Origin of the sequence: Paraburkholderia sp. JPY465 (assembly GCF_050436725.1) — a bacterium.
Lineage (GTDB): Bacteria > Pseudomonadota > Gammaproteobacteria > Burkholderiales > Burkholderiaceae > Paraburkholderia > Paraburkholderia youngii.
Genome location: NZ_JBNDMT010000003.1, coordinates 2,952,426 through 2,971,435, shown reverse-complemented (window position 1 = coordinate 2,971,435; position 19,010 = coordinate 2,952,426). Strand labels below are relative to the sequence as shown.

The following is a 19,010-nucleotide window of genomic DNA, read 5'->3' as shown; positions in this document are numbered from 1 at the left end:
ACTTCCCACCTTCCCACTACTGCATGGCCGCGTAATACCTCGCCACGGCGTCCATTTCCTCGGGCGTCATCTGCCGCGCGACGTTGCGCATCTGCTCGTTGATGTCGTTGGCCCGAGCGCCCGAAGCGAACGCCTGCAACTGCGCGGTCAGATAAGCCGCCGACAGTCCGCCGAGCCACGGTGCCGCGCCCTTGCGATCGAGCTGGCCATGGCACGCCGCGCACGGCGCGATATTGCGCTGCGGATCGCCCTGCATCACGAGCCTGACAGCAATCGGATCGGGGCCTTCGCCGGCCCGGGTTTTCTCGGCCGCCGGAGCGAGCGGGAGCGACGCGTAGTAGGCGGCCAGATCGTGCAGATCCTGGTCGCTGCGTCCGGCGATGATCGCCTGCATGACCGCGCTTGGCCGCTGGCCGCTCTGAAAATCGCGCAGTTCCTTGTAGATCGCGTCGGCGTACTGTCCGGCTAGCGGCGGCGCGGTGACCTGCACGGTAGCGAGCACGCCGTGGCACATCGAGCAGTGCTGATTCGCAAGCGTCGCGCCGCGACCGATCGAATCCGCCAACGGGTGATTCGCGCCCGAAGGCGGCAATACGACGACGTCGCTCGGCACCTGGCTCTTCTCATTGCCGCTGTACCAGCTCGACGGCACGCCGGCGGCGCCGCAAATCCGCGCCCACAGGCTGAGGTCGCCGAATGCGGTGCTCGCCGACGGCAGCCACACGAAGCCGATCAGAATCGCGACGATCGCGATCGCAACCGTGCCGCCGACGCTCCACACGAACCACGGATTGCGCAGGGTGAACAGGCGTTCTTCGTTCATCGCGGCGCTCCGACGACGACTGCCGGCACCGAAGTCTGCGGCAGTTTGAGCAACTGGACGATCGGGAAGCTGTAGTTGACGACCGTGAGCCCGATCATCAGCGCGACCCACAGGCCGAAGCCGTTGAGCGCGACCGGCACGCGCTCGACCGGGTGCGCCGCGACCGCGAAACGGAACGCCGGCGGTTCTTCCTCGGGGCCGAACTGCGATTTCGCGAGGATATAAACGAACTGCAGGCCGGACACCAGCAGGATCAGGCCGCCCACCGCCGACATGACGACCCACACGCCCTGTCCCTGCACGCCGGGCATCGCGTAGTCGTAATAGGCCATGCGGCGCGGCGCGCCGAGCAGGCCGACCCAATGCCACGGTATCGTGACCACCATCATGCCGATGAACCACAGCCACAATTGCGTACGCATCAGTTTCACCGACACGATCGCGCGGCCGGTCAGATGCGGCCACAGTTCGTATGCGATCACGAAGTACATGATGACGATCGCGCCGCCGAAAATCAGGTGGAAGTGGCCGGTCACCCACTGCGTGTTGTGCACGGTCGAGTTCAACTGATAGCTCATGTTGATGAGGCCGCCCGCGCCGCCGAAGCCAAGCATCACGAACGAGAACGCGACTGCCAGCATGATCGGGTTGCTCCACGGCAACGCGGTCAGCCAGCCGAGCGCGCCCTTGCCGCCGCGCAGCCGACCGGCGATTTCCACCGACGCGCAGATCGTGAACACGGTCAGCAGCGTCGGCACCGACACCATGCCGGTGAACACCGCGTGCACGAACTTGAAGCCAGCGCCGACTTGCGGATCGACGAACAGGTGATGGATGCCGATCGGCATTGCGAACACGAGGAACAGGATGAACGACACCCGCGCCATCGAGTCGCTGTAGAGCCGTCCGCCGATCGAGCGTGGCACCAGCGTGTAGAACGCGATGTAAGCCGGAAACAGCCAGAAGTAGACGATCGCGTGCAGCGTCCACGAGAACAGCACGCGGGCGAGGCCGGCGTCGATCGTATGGGCGAAGCCTAGCGCGACCGGCAGGATCTGGAACAGGATTTCGAGCGCCGCGCCGACCGCGGTCCAAGCCCACAGGTACGCGCCCGCGACGTTCGCGAACATCGCGAGCGGCACGGGTTTGCCCGGGTTCGCACGCTTCCAGATGCGCAGGTTCACATGCATCAGCGCGACCCAGATCCACGAGCCGACCACTACCAGCACGACGCCGAGGTAGTAGAACGGGCTGCCGATCATCGGCGGATAGAACGTGTAGAGCACCGAGGCGCGGCCGAGCGCGACCGGCACCATCGCCATCACCGCGCCGACCAGCAGCATGATGAGCGCGGCCCACGCCCATTTGAGGCCGACGAGGCGCTGCCCGAGCGAGAGTTCGACGATCGCGTAGCCGAAGGCCATCGCGACCAGCGTCGGCATCACGTAGGCCATCACGGTGCCGTGCGCGGTGACCGAACGGTAGTACAGCTCAGGATCGCCGATCCACGGCAACAGGGGACTGCGCACCAGCATCTGCCATGCGCCGAGGCATAGCGCGATCGCGAACGTGATGAAGGCGAGCCAGAAATGCGCGAGTACGAGTCGCTTAGCGTGGAACACAGCTCAGTCTCCGTGATTGTCGTGCCTGCTCGAAGAAGGCGGCTTTGTCGATCACCTTCACGTGCGCCCACATGGCCTGATGGCCGAAACCGCAGAATTCGTGGCACGGCATCGCGTGATCGGCGGGATGGTCGAACTGCGTGTTCAGCGTCGCGACGTAGCCGGGCACGATCATCGTGTTGATGTTGGTGTCGGTGACGAGCAGGCCGTGCACGACGTCGGCGCTGGTGGTGCGGATCGTGATCGGCGTATCGGCGGGCACCAGCAGACATTGCGGCGTGAACGAGTACTGCTGCGCGACGAAGCGCACGATCACCGAGCCGTCCGGCTGCACCGCGCTGCCTAGGTTGTCTTCGGCGAATTCGCCGGATAGCTGCAGGCGCGACGGATCGATCGTCTCGACGCGCGACGGCGGCATCATCGACCAATGCACGCCCACGAACACGATCACGGCGAGCATCAGCACGATCAGCGCGACCGCGAAGATCGCCCAGCGCCGCTCGGCGCGCAGTGCGACCGCGTGGCCGCTTCCGGGTTGATGTGAGGAGTCGGTCGACATGGTCAGTGGATGATGCCGCGCGGCAGAAACGCGAAAAAGTAGAAGGCGAACCAAATCAGCATCACGATGACCGCGGCGACGCCGGCCAGCGCGATCGCGCCGCGCGGACCGGACGCGACGACGTGCTCGACTTCGTCGTCGGTCGGCGGAGCGGCGCTGGGCGGGTCGTTCGCTTTCATGTCGATGGTTCTCCTATGCGGCGCTTCGGTGTGGCCCTTTCGGGACGGCAACTCAATGCAGCGGTGCCTTGCGCAGCTCGTTGACCTCGCGGGCCGTCACCGGCAGCCCGTGATTGCCCCACGCGGTGCGGATGAAGGTGACGACGGCGGCCGCTTCGGCGTCGTTGAGCTCCTGGCCGAACGGCGGCATGCCGAACGGCTGCGGATTTCGTTTGGTGCCCGGCGGGAAGCCGCCGTTCAGCACGATGCGGATCGGATTGACGGCCGAGTCCATTTCGATCGACTGGTTGCCCGCCAGAGGCGGGTAGTGCGGCAGCTGTCCTTCGCCGTTGTCGCCGTGGCAGATCGCGCACTTGTCCGCATAGATCTGCTTGCCGAGCGCGAACACCTTCGGGTTCGGGTTCGCGCTCGGGCCGGTCTTGCGGCCGCCCTGGTCGGGCAGCGACTTCAGATAGACGGCCATTGCGCGGATGTCTTCCTCGCTCAGATGCTGCAGGCTGTGATAAGTGACCTCGGCCATCGGGCCGTAGACGGCGCCACGATTGGAGATCCCCGCCTGCAGCAGATCGACGATGTCCTGGATGCTCCAGTCGCCGAGGCCGCCGTCCTTGTCCGAAGTGAGCGACGGCGCATACCAGTTCTGCACCGGAATCAGCCCGCCCGCGAACTGCTCGCGCGGCGACGAACCGCCCAGCATATTGATGCGCGTGTGACACATCGTGCAGTGCCCGAGCCCCTCGACCAGATACGCGCCGCGATTCCATTCGACCGATTTGGTCGGGTCGGGCTTGAATTCGCCCTCGTGGAAATACAGCGTACGCCAGCCGTACAGCAGATCGCGCTGATTGAACGGGAAGCGCAGCGTGTGCGGGTGATTCGGCTGACGCACCGGCTCGACGGTCTTCAGGAACGCGAAGATCGCGTCCGAGTCCTCGCGCGTGACTTTCGTGTACTGGGCGACCGGCATTGCCGGATAGATCGGCGCGCCGTCCGGCTTGCGGCCGGTGCGCATCATCTTGAAGAACGCTTCCTCGCTCCACGTGCCGATGCCGTACTGCGGGTCCGGCGTGATGTTCGGCGAGTACAGCGTGCCGAACGGCGTTTCCATCGCGAGGCCGCCGGCGAACAGCCGGCCGCGCGGCGCGGTGTGGCACGCAATGCAGTCGCCCGCGCGCGCAAGATATTCGCCGCGTCTGACGATCTCGGGGCGAGTGTCGGGACTGGTTCCAGCCGTGGTAGTTGCTTCCGCGACTTGGGGCGCCGCGGTCGCGGCATGCGCCGTCGTCGTGAGCGGTCCATGGACCAGCAACGCGAGCGCGAAGCTGCCGATCGCAAGGACGCTAGCCATGCCTGCCGGGCGCAGCCAACCGGACGGGCGGAGTGTCGGCTTCATTGCGGTTGGCTCCCGCAAGCGAGGGGTAGCCGCTCGGCGGATGCCGGTGCGGGCCGGGGATCGGCGGGACGCGGCTGGCGCGCGAGCCAGTTCGATACCGCGGCGATGTCGTTGTCGTTCAGCTTGAGCGCGATCGTGCGCATGCAGTCCGGCGCGAGCGCGTGGCGGGTGCCCGAGCGCCACGTGCCCATCTGTCCGGCGATATAGCTCGCGTGCAAGCCGAGCAGGCCCGGAATGCCCGGCTGCGTGCCGGTCATGCGCGCGCCGTGACAGGCGATGCACGCCGGTATGCCGCGCGCCGGGTCGCCATGCGTCACGAGCTTTTCACCGGCGGCAAGCAGCTTCGGCGACAGGGCGGCGCGCTCGGATTCGGGATAGGGCGGCTGCAGGGCCGCGAAGTACTCGCTGATCTGACGCAGGTAGTCGTCGGGCAGGAACGCTAGCAGATAGCCCATCGGCGGATAGGTGCGGCCGCCGTCGCGAAACGCGATCAGCTGATTGAACAGGTACTCGGCCGGCTTGCCGGCGATGCGCGGGAAGTAGTCGTTTTTGCGTCCCTGGCCCTGCTCGCCGTGACACGACGTGCAGGCTCGTACGCGCTGGTCCATCGATGGTGGCATCGCGACGGACGTGTCGGTGGCCGCTAACGCCGCGCCGCTCCATAGCGCATGAAGCGCGCACAGCACGGACAGGACCGCAGAGCCGATAGTTTTGCGATACACACCGGGCCTCGTCGTGGAACGTTCTTATCGCTCGATTTATATACCCGGCGCGAGTGTGCGGATTGACTCATGAATCCGGAAACGACGCATCTCGGGACTAGCTGCTTTTAATTGACTGCTATTAACCGCTATTCGGAACGGGCTTGTTCGGCAACGCGAACTACAGAAGCGCAATGATGATGCAATTGTCCGGCAAAAACTTTGATCTGCGACAATGATCCGCGCTGGATGCGCCTGGGACGGCGACTTTCGGGCTCCAATGAGCGACGCATGAGGCGCTGAAAAGCGCGTGATATCCGTTAGCAGCCTGCAACAATTTATCGGACCCGTCAATAGAGAATACAAAGGTAAACAGGCGCTTCGATAATCACGGACTGGCACGGATGCCGGCCCCAGCGCGGTGGATTTTGTTGCGCTGCGGTTTATCGATGTCAATGCATCAGGTGAATGTGATTAGCTGATGTCGATCCATAAATTTTGCTGTGAATTTTATTTGTGCCTGGCTCTGCGTCTCATTCGTGTGGTTTCACGTTTTGCGCGAATGCCGGTGGGCTTCATGCGAAGAGCCGCACGAGCGCATCACGTGCATTGCTGACCAGTTCGCTTTCGCCCATACGCCCCGGCAGCAGATGAAACTCGATGGCGGGCAGGGGCGGCAAGCCGATGTTCGCCGCGCACGCCACCACGCCGCCGCCGAGCGACGACTCGTTCAGACAGGAAATCCCGAGCCCCGCCTTCAAGGCGAGTTGCAGCCCCGCGACGCCCGACGCCGAATGCGACACCACGTACGCTACCTTGTGTTCGTCGAGCAGCTTGACGACGAAGCGCTGCAACTGACAGGTCGTCGGCAGCAGCACTAGTTGATACGGCGCGGCGGGGCGGGTGGTGGCATCGGCGCAACTGGCCCATAGCAGCTTTTCGCGCCGCACGACGATGCTCGCGCCACCGGCACCGGCACCGGCGCCGGCGCCGCGTGCGCGCGGCTGGCCTAGGACGAGCCGCGCCGACAAACCGATGTCGAACGACGCGTGATCGTCCGCGCCGCTGTCGATCACCGCGCTTGGCAGCACCGTCACGTGCAGCTTCAGCCGCGGATGCTGTTCCGAAAACGTCTTGAGGATGCGCGCGATGTCGTGCGGACGGTAGTAATCGGTGATCGCGATGCGCAGTTCGCCGTCGAGCGAGCGGCCTTGCAGGTCGTCGAAGGCCGCTTCGCTCATCGCGATGATGCGGCGCGCGTGCTCGAGCAGACGCTCGCCCGCGGGCGTCGGGCTCACGCCCTGGCGGCCGCGCACGAGGAGCGGCTGGCCGGCGCGCTCCTCGAGCTTCTTCAACTGCTCGCTTACCGACGACTGCGACAGGAACACGCGCTCGGCGCCCGCCGACACCCCGCCCGATTCGGCGACGGCGACGAAGGTCCGCAACTGTGCAAGGTCGAAACCACGCTGGCTCATGATTCGGTTTTTCCGATGGAGGCGATCTAAATTTCCGGCTTTTCCGATGGAATGCCCAGCCGTAGCATACCCCCGAATACACACGGAGGGTGGGATGGAAAACGGATCTATGACAGCGTCGCGCGGCATCGGCCAGCGCGGCGCGCGGCATCGCTGGAAGGTGCTGGGCGTGGGCTTCGCCGCGAACGCGAGCTTTTCGGCGGCATTCTCGGGAATTCCGACGACGGCGGTGTTCCTGCGCTCGGACTACCACCTCGGCAACCATGGGCTCGGCCTCGTGCTGGGCATGCTCGGGCTCGGCATTGCGGTCAGCGAGTTGCCGTGGGGACTGTTGACCGACCGCTGGGGCGATCGTCGCGTGCTGCTGCTCGGCTTGCTGTCGACCGCGGCCGCGCTCGCCGGTCTCGCGCTGTTCGTGTCGCCGGGCGACGCTCAGGTGCCCGGCATCGTCCCGCTCGCGCTCGGGCTGCTGCTGGTCGGATTGCTGGGCGGCAGCGTCAACGGATCGAGCGGCCGAGCGGTGATGGCGTGGTTTCGCGAAGGCGAGCGTGGCCTCGCGATGAGCATCCGGCAAACCGCCGTGCCGGCGGGCGGTGGACTTGGCGCATTGGTGCTGCCGGTGCTCGCCTCGCACTTCGGTTTTGCGAGCGCCTATGCGGTGCTGGCATTGGCATGCGCGATCACCGCGTGGTTCGCGTGGCGCTGGCTGCACGAGCCCGCGCAGGCGGCTGCGACGGCCGGTGCAGGGGCGGCCAGTGGGCGGGGCGTAGACGCTTCGAACGGCGCGCCTTTGCCGATGCGTTCGCCATTGCGCGACATTGCGATCTGGCGCGTCGCGCTCGGCGCGGGCGCGCTGTGCGTGCCGCAGATTGCCGTGATCACGTTCGGCACGGTGTTTCTGCACGACTTCGGGCGTGCCGGCGTGTTCGCGATCAGCGTGACGATGGCCGCGGTGCAGACCGGCGCCGCGGTCGCGCGGGTCTGGAGCGGTGCGTGGACCGACCGGCGCGGCAACCGTCGCGCGTATATGCGGGCCTGCAGTCTATTGACCGCCGTGCTGTTCGTGCTGCTCGCGCTCGCGACCGGGCTCGTCGGCATGCATCGCGCCGGGGCGGTTGCGCTGTTCGCGCTGATGATCGTGTTCGGCGGAGTTAGCGCGTCGGCGTGGCACGGCGTCGCGTTCACCGAACTCGCGTCCCTTGCCGGTACCCGCCGCGCGGGCACCGCGCTCGCGATGGGCAACACCTGCGTGTTCCTCACGCTGTTCGTGACGCCGCTCGCGATTCCCGCGCTGCTGTCCATCGGAGGATGGCCGCTGGTGTGGAGCGTGGCGAGCGCGTGCGCGTTGCTCGCGTTGCCGGTGTTTCCGCGCGCCGCGTCGACGCGTGCGATGCGCGCGACGCGTGCCTGTGATGCGGCGTGAGACATGATTTGAACAGCGCGCGCCTTGCGTTTTCGAATGGATTTGATTCGATTCGAATAACGGTGCGCATTTTGCTCGGTAGGACTATAAATTATCCCGATCATTTAACCGGATTAGGAACGCTCCGATTGTCGTGAATTTGCGAGGGTGATCAGATGGCTTTTCCGGCACGTCGCGTGATTGACGCGGCGAAGGTCGACGCCCGCCGCCCGCACAGCCACCCCCGCACGCATTCCGACCATTCCGACAACGAGCGAGACTAATCGTGACAAATCTTCGAATCATTCTGGCGGACGATCATCCGTTCGTCCTGCTTGGCCTGAAATCGACGCTGGAGGCGCACGAAGGTCTGACTGTCGTCGGTCAGGCGCAGATGCCGACTGCGTTGATCGCGTTGCTTCAACACACACCGTGCGACGTGCTCGTCGTCGATCTGTCCATGCCGGAGCCCGCCGGCGAGATTAGCGACGGACTCGGCCTGATCCAGCGCATTCGCGGCGAGTGGCCGTCATTGCGCGTCGTCGTCGTGACCGGGCAGACGAATGCCGCGATGTTGCGCGTCGTCGCCGCCGATGCCGCAATCAGCGTGGTCGGCAAAGCCGATTCGCTCGAGGAACTGCCGCAAGCCGTCTGCGACAGTGTGCGCGGCGCGCGCTACCTGGGCCGCTCGGTGGTCGAAACGCTCGAGCGTTCGCAGCCGGACAACGGTCGGTTCGTGTCGGCCCTGATGCTGTCGAAGCGGCAGACCGACATCGTGCGCAGGCTCGTGAGCGGCGAGTCCATCGTGCAGATCGCGGCGGCGCTCGGCTGCCATCGCCGCACGGTGAGTCGGCAAAAGCGTGAAGCGATGGCACGACTGGGCGTGAGCGACGACCCCGCGCTCTTTTCCTGTGTACGCGCGTGCGGCTCGCTCCTCCTCGAAGTGGAAAACTAAGCATCGGGCACGCGGTCGTTCGGTCCATTTCAGAGCGCTCTGATGTTTGTCGCAAAAGAAATGCTCGACCATTGCGTGAGCGCCGGTCACGCATAACAAGGTGTCGAGAAATGAAAGTATCGAGGAGCGCCAGAAGATGAACCTCTTGGCTGCATCAGGCACGCCTGTTCGAACGATCATTGCGGACGATCATCCGCTGGTCCTGCTGGCTATAGAAAATCTGATTGGCAACTATCCCAACCTGAAGGTGGTCGGCCGTGCGGCGGATGTCGCCGAACTGTTGATTGAAGTCGATCGCTGTCCTTGCGATCTCGTGCTGATGGATCTTTACATGCCAGGAGGGAGCAACGAAAACCGGTTCGACGTCGTCAGGCAGTTAAAGGAACGCTATCCCAACATGGCGCTCGTCATCCTGACAATGGAAACGGAAGCGGCGACGCTGCGCAAGGTGATGTCGCTTGGCGTGGACGGGCTGCTGAGCAAACGTGATCGTATCGATCTGATCCACGTGGCGCTGGTCATGGCGCTGGCGCGCGAATGTTATGTCGGTCCGGCGGTGCGCGCCATGTTGGCCGACGTAACGTTGACGCAACGTCTCGACTTCGTGCGCGCCACCCTTTCTCGCCGCGAGCTCGAGGTGTTTACGCAGTACGCGTCAGGGCTCGGCGTCACGGAAATCGCCACGCGCTTGGGACGTAGTGTGAAGACAATCAGCGCGCAGAAGTGCATGGCCATGCGCAAGCTCTCGCTGAATAGCGACGCCGAACTGTTTCGCTTCGCAGTCGAGCACGGGGTGGTTCCAGAACGACTTGATCAGGTCCGCTAACCGGGCGGCAACCTGCTGCGCATAGGCGCGGCGACTAGATCGGCATAACCGGGGAGACATATTTCGTGCGGTATGCCGATCGACACCATAAAAAAGTCACTGAACAGAATGACAAACAAGATTCACGTCGTCGTGGCGGACGATCACGACTCCATTCGCGCGGGCGTCCGAACGCTGCTGCGCGACAAGCCGAATATCGAGATTGTCGGCGAAGCTGCCGACACCCGCGGTCTCGCGAAGCTGCTCGAAGCTTGCGCATGCGACGTCGTTGTATCGGACATCGGCATGCCGGGACTCGACGGGGACACCAGCGCGGTGCCGCTATTGCGTCGGCTGCTTCGGCGCACGCCGCATCCCCACGTGGTGGTGCTGACCATGATTGGGCGCGCGCATGTGTTGGCCGGCTTGCGCAATATCGGTGTGACGGGAATCGTCGACAAGCGCGACGCCGTGGACGCATTGATCGACGCGATCGAAGCCGTTGCCGCCGGGGGCACCCATCTATCGGAACAGGTTCGTGCCGCACTCGCTGCCGCGGAGCCTGCGCCGCCCCGGCGCGGCGGTGCGATGAGCGCACGCGAGTGGGAGGTGTTTCAACTCTATGTGCGAGGCCTCGCGGTGCACGAGATCGCCACACGTCTGCGACGGAGTGACAAAACGATCAGCACGCAAAAACGCAGCGCGATGCGCAAGCTCGGACTGGAAACAGAAGCCGACCTGATCAACTACGCCACTCAGATTGGGCTGATATGAGGCGACGCGATGGTCATATTTTCTTGCTTTCGACGGCTTTGACGTAGCCCTTATCAGACTCATCTGATTGGCATGGCTCGGGGGGCACCCAATAATCCTGGCCGCCGCCGGTCGTTGCGCGCCTTGGGCCGCAACTGCCGCTGTGGTTAGTTCGTGATCCGATTAGATGGATCAGGGGAATCCGGTGCAGACCTCTTCGCGCGATCGTTCGGTGTCTGTACCTCGTACTTGACGGATGGGGCAGAGATGGTGGCACTAGGCAAGCGATTATGGAGCGAGGGTGTGGGTACGGCATGGCTCGTGTTCGTCGGCTGCGGCAGTACGGTGTTGGACACCACGGGCACATTGCAGGCTAGTAGCGCGTTGCAGATGTCGTTGGCGTTCGGGCTTGCGCTCGCTACTGGCAGCTATGCGTTCGGCAAGATCTCCGGCGCGCATTTCAATCCTGCTGTCACCATCGGCTTGACCGTCGCGCAGCGCTTTCCCGTGCGTGATCTGTTGCCCTATATCTCCGCGCAAATCGGCGGCGCAATAGTCGCCGCGGCGCTTCTCGCTTACCTCGCTAGTGGCCGGCCAGGTTTCGAACTCGCCGCGAGCGAATTCGCGGCGAACGGCTTCGGTGCTCATTCGCCCGCCGACTATCCGTTGCATTCGGCGCTCGTCGTGGAAGTCGTGCTGTCGTTCGTGTTTGTCGGGACCTGCCTGCTGGTCGTCGTTCGAAAAGAGTTGGCAACGGTTGCGCCGTTCATCACCGGCGCATGTCTGATGCTCGTCTACCTGGTGTCGATTCCGGTCACCAATGGAGCGGTCAATCCGGCCCGCTCGACAGCGCAGGCAGTGTTCGTCGGCAACTGGGCGCTGGACCAGCTGTGGCTGTTCTGGGCAGCGCCGTTGGCCGGCGCAATTGCGGCTGGCGTCCTGTTTTCGTTTCTGCACGGTCGAGTTGATTCGTCCGCGGTGTCATTGGTGGACGGACAGGGTGACGTTTCGTGAGCGGGGGGCGCTACTCATCACTTCCGATCGATACGAGTTCTCAATGCGAGGTGCCGCTGACGTTGGGGCTGCGGCGTTTGTTGCGGTGTCTTTGGCAGCGCTCGCCGCGGCACTCAATGATGCGCTGGCTGGTGTTATCTCTGCTGGCGGCTACGCATGCGGTCTGCATGGCCGCGCCTGCCGGCGCTGCGTCAGAGTCACCCGTCATCTCCACAGTGCGAGCCGATGTCTCCGCGTCGTCACCCAATGCATTTCCTTCCAGACTGACCGTGGGCATACTCGAAGGTGGCTGGCCGCCGTTCGACATCCCGCGGGGTGGCCAGCTCGCCGGCGTCAGCGGCGACCTGTTGCGCGCGCTCCTGGGGCCGAACGTCGTCATCGAGACGAAGAGCTTTCCCGACATGGCCAAACTGGTCGCCGCGGCTTGCGCCGGCGAGGTCGACCTGCTGACGAGCATAGCGCGCACGCCGGAGCGCGAGCGCTGCCTCGGCTTTACGGCTCCCTACTTCCACTCGTTCGCGTCGGCTGTCGTGCGTCGTGACGACGCCCGGTATGTGAAGCCCACTGATCTCGCCGGCGCGCGTATCGCGATCGAGCGCGGTTTTGCGCGTGAGCGTTTGTTGCGCGCCGGTTTTCCGCGCGCGAAGATCGTCTCGTTCGCGAGCACGCACGAAGCGCTGAACGCGCTATTGCATGGCGATGCCGACGTCTATTTCGGCTTCACACCGGTCGTTCAATACGAACTGGCGACCGACGCGTATCGCAATCTGCGCGTAGCGTTCGAGCAAGGCGGCAAAGCGCTCGACCTGCGCTTTGCGGTATCGCCCCGGCAGCTTGCCTTGCGCGATCAACTGAACCGCGCGCTGGTGTCGATGAATCCCGCCGAAGCCGCTGCGATACGCGCGCTCTGGCTGTCCGGCAACTTCAACGCGGCGCCCGCGACGGGTGCCCCACGCTTCGCGCTAACGCCGGAAGAGAAGAACTGGCTGCGTTCGCTGTCGCCGTTGCAGATCGGCTTCGACGACGATTGGGCTCCGTTCAGCTATGTTGACGCCGCGGGTCGCCCCGTCGGTCTGACCGCCGATTACCTCGCATACCTGAGCAGCACGCTCGGTGTCGTGTTCAACCGCGCACGCACGGCCGACTGGGCAGCCACCATCGACGCATTCCAGCGCGGCGACATCGCGATGCTGTCCTCCACATCGAGTCGCGGTGCGCTTCTCGTGGGCGCCGACCGTAGCCGCGTGTACGAGAGCGATCCGCTGGTGATCGTCGGACGCACCGGCGTGCCGCCTCCATGCTGGTTCGACGACATCGCGTCGTGCCGCGTCGTGATGTCGCCGCACGTAGCCGGTTCGGTGCCCCTCGCGTTGGAGGCGGTGCCGGTCGATCACATCGTCGTCGCGGCGAGCCTGGGCGAGGCGATGCGCATGGTCGCGAGTGGCGAGGTCGACGTGCTGGTCGGCAACGCTGCCGCGATCAACGTGCAACTCCGGCAGCGCTACGCCGGCGCGCTCAGGGTGCTCGACTCGCTCGGTGAATCCGACTCGTTGTATTTTGCTGTGCGCGAGGATTTAAGTCCGCTCGTCAAGCTGATCGATCGCGCGTTGCAGGCGATGCCGGCAGCCGAAAAGCAACGCATCCGGAGCAAGTGGGTGAGCCCCGCCGCGCCGGACAACGCGATGTGGAGCGTGACTGCGGTGCGGCTGCTGCCGGTGCTGATCGGCATCGGCGTGGTGCTGCTGGTGACGCTGCGCGCGTACGTGCTGCTGCAACGCGAAGTCCGGCTGCGCAAGCAGACCGAGCGCGAACTCGCGCTGCAATTGAACTTCCAGGAAACGATGATGAAGACGGTGCCGTATCCGCTCATCGCGAAAGGCTTGGACGGACGGTACATCGCGATCAACGAGGCATACGAGAAGGCGTGCGGGCTGCAGCGCAAGGACGTGCTCGGGCGCACAACGGCCGAGGTCGGCACATGGGGCGAGGCCAATAGCCGTGTGCTCGACGACATGACACACGAGCTCCTGCGCGGCGGCGGCATCGCCAAAGTCGAACTGCAGTTCGAGGACGGTGCTGGCGAGTCGCGGCATGGCATTTTTTGGACGAGCGTCTGCGAAGGCGGCGATGGGCAGCCGGCATACGTACTCGGCACGATGGTCGACATCACCGACATCCGGCGCGCCGAGATGCGCGCGCGCGAAACCGAACGGCGTCTGTTCGACGTCACGCGCTCGTTGCCGGCCGTCGTGTTCCAGATGCGGCGCTCGCCGGAAGGCGCGTATTCCTTCCCGTACATCGGCGGCGACGCGCGACATCTGCTCGGCGACAGCGATTCGCAGGGCGGGGCGCGAGTCGACTTTCAGCGCATATCGGAGCTGGATCGGCCAATCGTTCTTGCCGAGCTCGAGCGTTCCGCGATCTGTACCTCTGCGGTGCATATTGAGTTCCGTGTCGAAAGCGCCGGTCAACTGAAGTGGATGCGGGCCGAACTGGTGCCGCAGCGCGAAGCCGATGGCGGCGTCGTTTGGAGCGGCTATTGGGTCGACGCGAGCGTCGAGCGCGCGCGTTCTGAGGAACTCGCCCGAGCGCGCGATGTGGCCGAGGCGGCCTCGCGCGCGAAGGACAACTTCTTCGCGATGATGAGCCACGAAATCCGCACCCCGATGAACGGCGTGCTCGGTCTCGTCGAAGTGCTCGAGCGCACGCCGCTCAGTACCGATCAGAGCGAAATGCTCGGCATGATCCACGAGTCGGCGGGCGCGCTGCTGCAGATTCTCGATGATTTGCTCGACTATTCGAAGATCGAGGCGGGTCGGCTCACGCTCGAAGCCGAGCCGATCGATCTACGTGAGCTCGTCGATAACGCGGTCGGCCTGCTCGCCGGGCGCGCCCACGAAAAGGGGCTGAAAGTGCGTGTCGACATCGCGAGCGACGCCGCTGCGACGCTCCGTGGCGACAGCGTGCGTCTGCGCCAGATCCTGTTCAACCTGCTCGGCAATGCAATCAAGTTCACGCCGAAGGGCGAGGTGGGTGTCAGCGTAGCGGTCGTCGAAGACCGCGCGGGTTCGCAGACGCTGGAGCTGACCGTTCGGGACACCGGCATCGGCATCGCGCCGGATCTGCAGGCGGGGCTGTTCGAGCCGTTCGTGCAGGCCGAGTCGTCCACCACGCGGCGCTTCGGCGGCACAGGCCTCGGGCTGACGATCTGTCGCAAGCTGATCGACCTGATGAACGGCACGCTCACGCTGCACAGCGAACCCGGCCGCGGCACGAGCATGATCGTGCGGCTGACGATGCCGATCGTCGAACAGCGTTATTCGATCAATGGTCTGCACGGCAAGCTCGGCGTAGTAATCACGCGAGATCGACGCATCGGCCGGGCTCTCGCACACTTCGGCGAGGCGCTGGGGCTCGAACTGCACAGCCTCTCGGGCGATGCGGCGACGCTTGCCAAAAGCGACGTACTGAGCTGCGCGGATCTGCTGTTCGTCGGCGAGGACGTCACGTTGCCGGCACATATCGGCACAAATGCGTGCATCGTCACGCTGACCGAAAAACCGAAGCCAACGGGTTACCGCATCCTCGACGACAAGGTGCGCGTCAGCATCAATCCGATTTCGTGGCGCGGCCTCGGCGCCGCTTGTGCGGCCGCGATGACGGAGCTGCCGTCGATCGCCCGGATGGCATCGAGCGTGGTAGGCGTGCCGTTCACGACCGATGGCATCGCGCCGCCGCCCGATCGCGAACGCGCGCTCGCGAACGGGCGGCTGATTCTTGTCGCGGAAGATCATCCAGTCAATCAGGAGTTGATCCGTCATCAGCTCGCCCTGCCGGGGTTCGCGTGCGACGTCACCAACGACGGCGCCGAAGCGCTCACCGCGCTAGAGCGCACGAGCTATGGCTGCCTGATTACGGACTGCCATATGCCGAACCTGTCCGGCTATGAACTGACCCGTCGTATCCGCCAAGCGGAGGCACTGCACGGCGGCGCGCGGCGTCTGCCGATACTCGGCATCACGGCCAATACCGCGCCCGACGACCTGAGTCTGTGCCGCGAAGCCGGCATGGACGACAGTCTGATCAAGCCGACCCGGCTCGCCACGTTGCGCGACCACCTGAGCCGCTGGTTTGGCACTGAGGTCGAGTGGCACCCCGCCCCGGCGGAAACAACCGATCGCGTTTCGACCGCGTCGGCCGGCGAGCCGCAGGTCACCCAACGTGCCGGTGCCGAACCGTTCGTGCCCGTCGACCTCGCGCGCATGACGCAGTTATGGGGAAGCGAGTCGACGGTCAAGGCGTTGCTAGATTCATTCGTCTCGTCGATGCGCGACGACATCGACGCGCTGGCGACGTTACTCGAACGCGCGGACATGGGGCGGGTGCACGAGTGGCTGCACCGGGTGATGGGGGCGGCGAGCGTGCTGCAGTATCCGCCGCTCCTAAAGGCGCTCGAAGCCTATCGCCGCGTCATTGTCGCGAAGTCGCCGGAGCAGTTGCGTAACGAGGGGCATGCGCTAATTCGACAATGCGAGGCAATACTCGATGGCATCGAACAGCAGGCCGCATTGCTCGCGTAGCGAGCGGCGCGCCGTAGACTCGCGCAAATACACGGGCGGTTCAATCGGCCGCAACCAAAATCAGGACGAAAAAAAACGCGGCCGAAGCCGCGTTAAAGATTTGGAGACGTCCTTCGATGAAGGAGTCACTTCTCGCGAGTCGAAGCATACCAGGAATAACGTGATTTATTCATTACAAATCGCGCAATTAACTTTTTGATCAAATCGATTAAACGATTTCGCGCTACGTTTTTTTCTCAATGCTGCCCCGGGCACACCACCATCCCAGCCTCACCGGCTTCAAATGATTTGCACTAGTATGTGGATGCTCCGCACGGCCGACACAATGCCGCCGCGGCGCGTCAATGTCCGGAGAAGACCATGATTTCGCAGCGAAAATTGAATCTGGCAGTACTGCTGTGCGCGCTTGCATCGAGCGCTGCATTTGCGGATACGGTTGCGCTGAAGGCGAATCTCCAGCCGTCGAGCGAAGTGCCGCCGCGTGTGAGTCACGGGCATGGCATGCTGAATGCGAGCTTCGACACGTCCACTCAATCGCTGCAGTGGACTGTTACTTACGAGGGCTTGAGCGGTCCGGTCACCGCCGCGCATTTCCACGGTCCCGCGCCGGTCGGCCAGAATGCGAAGGTCCAGGTGCCGATCGAGAAGAATGGGCTCGCGAGTCCGATCAAAGGCACGGTGAAGCTTACCGAGCAGCAGGTCATGGATCTAATGGCGGGGCAGTGGTACTTCAATGTTCATACCGCGCAGAATCCGACGGGCGAAATCCGCGGACAGGTGTTGCCGGCGAACTAGGCATGGACCTCGCGTTGGCCCGGCGCGCGTGCCGCGGCGACCATCACCGTCACGCGATTGGAACCCGCCAAACCAACGGCCCCTGCCAACCCACGTACCATGACGGGACTTCAACGAAGGAGCATGTCCCGATGAGCTGGCAAAGCGCGCTCGCGTGCTGGTATTTGCGCAGGCAGTTCCGGCCCGAAACCCTCAAACCGTTTATCAACGTCGAACGGGCGCGCGCGCTGACGTCGAAGCGCGTGTGGTCGCCACGCGTGCCGCGCGGCTGGCATCTGCGCGAAACGTACGGCGCAGGCAACGCGCCGCTCGTCGGCGAATGGCTGGAGCGCGTGGACGGCGGCACGGCCGGCGGCGCGGAGCCTACGGTGCTGTATTGCCATGGCGGCGGTTACTACTTCTGCTCGCCGCGCACGCATCGGTCGCTGACGTTCGCTCTCGCGACCCGCGCCGACGCGCGGCTTTTCTCCCTCGACTATCGCCTCGCCCCCGAGCATCGCTTCCCAGCGGCGCTCGACGACGCCACCGCCGCCTATCGACAGTTGCTCGCGATGGGCATCGCACCCAGCTCGATCGTGATCGCCGGCGACTCGGCCGGCGGCGGTCTCGCGCTCGCCACGCTGGTCGCGCTGCGCGACGCGGGTGCGCCGATGCCCGCGGGCGGTCTGCTGTTCTCGCCGTGGACCGATCTGGCGACGACCGGCGCGAGCCTGCGCACCAACGACAGCGTCGATCCGATGTTCTGCGGCGCCTCGATCGAGCGCGCGGCCAAGGTCTATCTGGGCGATGCGCCGCCCACCCATCCGTACGCGTCGCCGGTCTACGCGGACCTGCACGGTCTGCCGCCGCTGTTCCTGCAGGCGGGCAGCACCGAAGTGCTGCTCGACGACACGCGCCGCGTCGCCGACAACGCGCACGCGGCAGGCGTCGATTGCGAATGCGAGGTGTGGAACAAGCTGCCGCACGTGTGGCCGCTGTTCGCGCCGTTCATGCCGGAGGCGAACCGCGCGCTCGATCGCGCGGCCGCCTTCGTGCGACGCGCGACGAGCCGCGCCGCGAACAGGGCTCACGCGTCGAGTGTGATGTCGAGCGTCCGATAGACGGCTTCGATCGTTTGCTGGCCGTATTGCCGCTCGAGCCGCCGCACGGTGAAGTGCCCGTGCGCGACCTGCTGGAAGTGATCGATAAACACGGTATTGACCATCGCGCCGAGCACCGCGCCGATCGCCGGAATCGATTTGGCCGCGATCTGCTCGCTGACCTGCACCGAAAAGCGCGCGGCGATCGCGTTGATGAGCCGCAGCAGCGCCGCCGAGCCGTGGGCCGTGAAGCCCTTGCTGGCCACCTCGGACGACGCCTTCGACACCGCCTGCGCGAGCGCGCCGCGCATGAAGAAGTAGCCGAGGTCGGCGTCGTCGTCCTCGCTCGAGGTGCCGCCCATGCCGAGCACGGTCAGGCATTGCAGTTGTGTGTCGACCGAGGTCAGGTCCTCGCCCTCGCTGCGCGCGATGTCGCAGATGGATCGAAACATCAGCGTGGTCGTGACGGGCAGTTCGACCGGCAGCGCGAGCAATCCAAACGCGCCGCCAGCCGCGCCGGTCGTCGCGACCGCGAACTTGTGCAGCAGGTTGTTCGGCTTGTCCGGCGCGAGCAGCCTGGCGTCGTCGCGCCGGCCGAGCGTGCGCAGCGCGATCGACAGACATTTGCGCAACGCGGCCTGCGTCGCATCGGACACTTTTTCGTTGGCGAACACCGGAATGCGCGACAGCAGCTTTTCGATCGGCGCGCCGACGACGCTGGCGAGCTTCATCGCGAGCGCAGGGCTTTCGAGCTGGTGTTTGGCGCGCCGCAGCGCGGCGAGGTCCTGCTCCGATAAGGATGGTGCTGCGAGCGAACTCGGCTGCATGAGCCTCCCTGGCATGTCATGGCGTGGGTACTGCAAGTGAGTCTACCG

General features: G+C 64.8%; 16 protein-coding genes. 8 read left to right on the top strand and 8 right to left on the bottom strand.

Features of this window, described 5'->3' with window-relative positions; genetic code table 11:
* Positions 1 to 16 precede the first annotated feature (16 nt).
* The 7 genes from QFZ94_RS28310 to QFZ94_RS28280 form a co-directional block, all read right to left on the bottom strand.
* On the bottom strand, positions 17 to 823 hold the full coding sequence (locus QFZ94_RS28310) for a c-type cytochrome (protein ID WP_429460972.1): 807 nt from the start codon (positions 821 to 823) through the stop codon (positions 17 to 19).
* Positions 820 to 2,445, bottom strand: coding sequence for a b(o/a)3-type cytochrome-c oxidase subunit 1 (locus tag QFZ94_RS28305; RefSeq protein ID WP_429460970.1), 1,626 nt, complete (start codon positions 2,443 to 2,445; stop codon positions 820 to 822). The genes QFZ94_RS28310 and QFZ94_RS28305 overlap by 4 nt, the downstream gene beginning before the upstream one ends.
* Complete coding sequence (locus QFZ94_RS28300) at positions 2,432 to 3,004, bottom strand: cytochrome C oxidase subunit II (protein ID WP_429460968.1); 573 nt, start codon at positions 3,002 to 3,004, stop codon at positions 2,432 to 2,434. Before QFZ94_RS28300 ends, QFZ94_RS28305 begins: the two co-directional genes overlap by 14 nt.
* A 2-nt stretch (positions 3,005 to 3,006) precedes the next feature.
* Positions 3,007 to 3,183 (bottom strand): hypothetical protein, encoded by a 177-nt coding sequence (locus QFZ94_RS28295; protein WP_368584449.1) that lies wholly within the window; start codon positions 3,181 to 3,183, stop codon positions 3,007 to 3,009.
* A gap of 52 nt (positions 3,184 to 3,235) precedes the next feature.
* A complete protein-coding gene (locus tag QFZ94_RS28290; RefSeq protein WP_429460966.1) occupies positions 3,236 to 4,576 on the bottom strand; it encodes a c-type cytochrome in 1,341 nt (446 codons plus the stop codon).
* On the bottom strand, positions 4,573 to 5,298 hold the full coding sequence (locus QFZ94_RS28285; protein ID WP_368584451.1) for a c-type cytochrome: 726 nt from the start codon (positions 5,296 to 5,298) through the stop codon (positions 4,573 to 4,575). The genes QFZ94_RS28290 and QFZ94_RS28285 overlap by 4 nt, the downstream gene beginning before the upstream one ends.
* Before the next feature lie 554 nt (positions 5,299 to 5,852).
* Positions 5,853 to 6,752 carry a LysR family transcriptional regulator gene (locus tag QFZ94_RS28280; RefSeq protein WP_429460963.1) on the bottom strand — a complete coding sequence of 300 codons (900 nt, stop codon included), beginning with the start codon at positions 6,750 to 6,752 and terminating at the stop codon, positions 5,853 to 5,855.
* 94 nt (positions 6,753 to 6,846) lie between these two features.
* Between QFZ94_RS28280 and QFZ94_RS28275 the strand changes: the two genes are divergently transcribed.
* The 8 genes from QFZ94_RS28275 to QFZ94_RS28240 all read left to right on the top strand — a co-directional run bounded on the left by QFZ94_RS28275 (position 6,847) and on the right by QFZ94_RS28240 (position 18,156).
* Complete coding sequence (locus QFZ94_RS28275) at positions 6,847 to 8,175, top strand: MFS transporter (RefSeq protein ID WP_429460961.1); 1,329 nt, start codon at positions 6,847 to 6,849, stop codon at positions 8,173 to 8,175.
* 265 nt (positions 8,176 to 8,440) lie between these two features.
* Positions 8,441 to 9,109 (top strand): response regulator, encoded by a 669-nt coding sequence (locus QFZ94_RS28270; protein WP_410848167.1) that lies wholly within the window; start codon positions 8,441 to 8,443, stop codon positions 9,107 to 9,109.
* 136 nt (positions 9,110 to 9,245) lie between these two features.
* Positions 9,246 to 9,935 (top strand): response regulator, encoded by a 690-nt coding sequence (locus QFZ94_RS28265; protein WP_429460959.1) that lies wholly within the window; start codon positions 9,246 to 9,248, stop codon positions 9,933 to 9,935.
* 108 nt (positions 9,936 to 10,043) lie between these two features.
* Positions 10,044 to 10,688, top strand: coding sequence for a response regulator (locus QFZ94_RS28260; RefSeq protein ID WP_429460957.1), 645 nt, complete (start codon positions 10,044 to 10,046; stop codon positions 10,686 to 10,688).
* Between the two features lie 246 nt (positions 10,689 to 10,934).
* Positions 10,935 to 11,681, top strand: a complete 747-nt coding sequence (aqpZ, locus tag QFZ94_RS28255; protein ID WP_429460955.1) for an aquaporin Z — start codon at positions 10,935 to 10,937, stop codon at positions 11,679 to 11,681.
* A gap of 116 nt (positions 11,682 to 11,797) precedes the next feature.
* On the top strand, positions 11,798 to 16,261 hold the full coding sequence (locus QFZ94_RS28250) for an ATP-binding protein (RefSeq protein ID WP_429460953.1): 4,464 nt from the start codon (positions 11,798 to 11,800) through the stop codon (positions 16,259 to 16,261).
* Positions 16,262 to 16,621: 360 nt separating this feature from the next.
* The gene (locus QFZ94_RS28245; protein WP_368584463.1) at positions 16,622 to 17,056 is read left to right on the top strand and encodes a CHRD domain-containing protein; all 435 of its coding nucleotides are present in this window, start codon (positions 16,622 to 16,624) and stop codon (positions 17,054 to 17,056) included.
* 131 nt (positions 17,057 to 17,187) lie between these two features.
* Positions 17,188 to 18,156: an alpha/beta hydrolase gene (locus QFZ94_RS28240; protein WP_429460951.1), complete on the top strand. Its 969-nt coding sequence runs from the start codon at positions 17,188 to 17,190 to the stop codon at positions 18,154 to 18,156.
* Here the strand turns inward: QFZ94_RS28240 and QFZ94_RS28235 are convergent.
* Complete coding sequence (locus tag QFZ94_RS28235; protein WP_368584467.1) at positions 18,123 to 18,962, bottom strand: EcsC family protein; 840 nt, start codon at positions 18,960 to 18,962, stop codon at positions 18,123 to 18,125. The genes QFZ94_RS28240 and QFZ94_RS28235 overlap by 34 nt on opposite strands.
* Positions 18,963 to 19,010 lie beyond the last annotated feature (48 nt).

What these genes read in the sequence shown, in the direction of transcription:
- QFZ94_RS28265 (WP_429460959.1), top strand. Translation starts at nt 9,246, where the DNA reads ATGAACCTCTTGGCTGCATCAGGCACGCCTGTTCGAACGATCATTGCG.
- QFZ94_RS28295 (WP_368584449.1), bottom strand. Translation starts at nt 3,183, where the DNA reads ATGAAAGCGAACGACCCGCCCAGCGCCGCTCCGCCGACCGACGACGAA.
- QFZ94_RS28240 (WP_429460951.1), top strand. Translation starts at nt 17,188, where the DNA reads ATGAGCTGGCAAAGCGCGCTCGCGTGCTGGTATTTGCGCAGGCAGTTC.
- QFZ94_RS28250 (WP_429460953.1), top strand. Translation starts at nt 11,798, where the DNA reads ATGATGCGCTGGCTGGTGTTATCTCTGCTGGCGGCTACGCATGCGGTC.
- QFZ94_RS28275 (WP_429460961.1), top strand. Translation starts at nt 6,847, where the DNA reads ATGGAAAACGGATCTATGACAGCGTCGCGCGGCATCGGCCAGCGCGGC.
- QFZ94_RS28300 (WP_429460968.1), bottom strand. Translation starts at nt 3,004, where the DNA reads ATGTCGACCGACTCCTCACATCAACCCGGAAGCGGCCACGCGGTCGCA.
- aqpZ (WP_429460955.1), top strand. Translation starts at nt 10,935, where the DNA reads ATGGTGGCACTAGGCAAGCGATTATGGAGCGAGGGTGTGGGTACGGCA.
- QFZ94_RS28260 (WP_429460957.1), top strand. Translation starts at nt 10,044, where the DNA reads ATGACAAACAAGATTCACGTCGTCGTGGCGGACGATCACGACTCCATT.
- QFZ94_RS28280 (WP_429460963.1), bottom strand. Translation starts at nt 6,752, where the DNA reads ATGAGCCAGCGTGGTTTCGACCTTGCACAGTTGCGGACCTTCGTCGCC.
- QFZ94_RS28310 (WP_429460972.1), bottom strand. Translation starts at nt 823, where the DNA reads ATGAACGAAGAACGCCTGTTCACCCTGCGCAATCCGTGGTTCGTGTGG.
- QFZ94_RS28235 (WP_368584467.1), bottom strand. Translation starts at nt 18,962, where the DNA reads ATGCAGCCGAGTTCGCTCGCAGCACCATCCTTATCGGAGCAGGACCTC.
- QFZ94_RS28290 (WP_429460966.1), bottom strand. Translation starts at nt 4,576, where the DNA reads ATGAAGCCGACACTCCGCCCGTCCGGTTGGCTGCGCCCGGCAGGCATG.
- QFZ94_RS28245 (WP_368584463.1), top strand. Translation starts at nt 16,622, where the DNA reads ATGATTTCGCAGCGAAAATTGAATCTGGCAGTACTGCTGTGCGCGCTT.